At 65.6% G+C, this 1778-nt stretch carries 1 protein-coding gene; it reads left to right on the forward strand.

What is annotated here, in order from left to right; genetic code table 11:
• Positions 1–46 precede the first annotated feature (46 nt).
• Positions 47–1778: PAS domain S-box protein (locus I6U14_RS13775; protein WP_296900093.1), on the forward strand; the 1732-nt coding region annotated here is incomplete at its 3' end.

A 1778-nucleotide genomic window follows, 5' to 3' on the forward strand; every position in this document is an offset into this window, starting at 1 on the left:
CTCAGGGGTCTCGTGGGCTCGGAGAGTTGGATAAGAGACAGGGATCGTGCTGGCCCAGGGCGGGCAGGGCGAAGCGCTGGGCCGGGATTTCGTGTCCGACGCGGAGCCGTCGCACGCCGAGGATGGCATTTTCGATACCGCTGCCGAGATTCGCGAGGGGGGGATGAGCTTCGGGCGCGTCGAGCTGGGGCTCTCGGTGGACGCCTTTCTAGCCCTGCTCCGTGAGGCCCGTGCCGGGGCGATCGGCCTGGCGGCGTTGGAAATGGCGCTGGTGGCCCTGTTCTCGTTCGCCCTCGGCACCGTGCTCACACGGCAGCTGCAGCGCTTGCGGGACGCCTCGGAGCGTATCGGCAACGAGGGGCCGGGATTTAGGGTCCCCGTCAAAGGACGGGATGAGGTCGCCCAATCCCTGGTCGCTTTCAACACCATGTCGGCGCGGCTCGCTGAGTCCGATGCAGAGCAGGAGCAGGGCCTCGCGCGGGCGCGCGACCTCGCCCGCCGACTGGAGGAGCGCGATGCACAGAAGGCCGCGATGGTCGAGGCCGCGCTCGATGCCATCATCACGATTGACACGCATGGCAGGGTCCTCGAATACAACCGCTCCGCCGAGGACATCTTCGGGTTCAGTCCCGAGGAGGCGATCGGGCGCATGCTCGACGAGCTGATCATTCCGGACGAGCACCGGCGGGGGCATCGCGAAGGGATGCGCCGATTCCGCGACACCGGCTTCGGACCCGTGCTCGGAAAGCGCCTTGAGCTGCCCGCCCTGCACAAGAGCGGCGCGCGCATTCCGGTGGAAATCGCGATCAGCCATGTCGCAACAGAGTACGGGGCCTATTTCACCGCCTTCATGCGCGACATCAGCGAGCGGAAGCGGGTCGAGGGCGAGCTTCGGCTTGCTGCGCAGGCGTTCGAGGCGCAGGAAGCCATCTTCGTGACGGACGCAGCGGCGCGCATTCTGAGGGTCAACCGTGCGTTCTCGGAGGTCACGGGCTACACGGCTGAGGAGGTCGTCGGCAAGACACCCCGAGTGCTGAAATCCGATCGCCAGGGTCACGCCTTCTACCAGAACATGTGGGCGCATCTACTCGCCGACGGGCACTGGGAGGGCGAGATCGAGAACCGCCGCAAGAATGGCGAGATCTTTCCCGAGCGGCTCAGCATCACGGCGGTGCGCGACAACGAAGGGCAGACCACCAATTACGTCGCGCATTTCGTCGACATCACGCAGCAGAAGCGCAATGAGGCGGCCCTGGAGGAATCTCGACGCCGTGCGGAGCGCGCCAACGTGGCCAAGTCGCGTTTCCTGGCGACCATGAGCCACGAGATCCGCACGCCGCTGAATGCCATCATCAACATGAACGACCTGCTGCTCGACACGGGCCTCGACGACGAGCAGCGCGACTATGCGCGAACCGCCAGTGAGGCGGGTCGGAACCTGCTGTCGATCGTCACGAGCATCCTCGATTTTTCCAAGATCGAGGCGGGCCGCGTTGAGGCACGCTTGGAGCCCTGCGAGCCGGAGGCGGTTGCCGCGGGCGTGCTGCGGCTGCTGGCTGGCCGGGCCTCGGCAAAGGCGATCGTATTGACGCTGTTTACCGGTCCGGACGTGCCCCTGCGCTGTCGGACGGATCCGGGGCTCCTCCGGCAAGTTCTCCTCAACCTTGTTGGCAATGCGGTCAAGTTCACGGATCGGGGGGGTGTTCGGATCCGCATTCACCTGGAAGCGTCAGATGCAGAGTGTCCAAGCCTACGCTTCGACGTGATCGATACCGGTG

The organism is Thiohalocapsa sp. (genome assembly GCF_019695415.1).
Taxonomy (GTDB): domain Bacteria; phylum Pseudomonadota; class Gammaproteobacteria; order Chromatiales; family Chromatiaceae; genus Thiohalocapsa.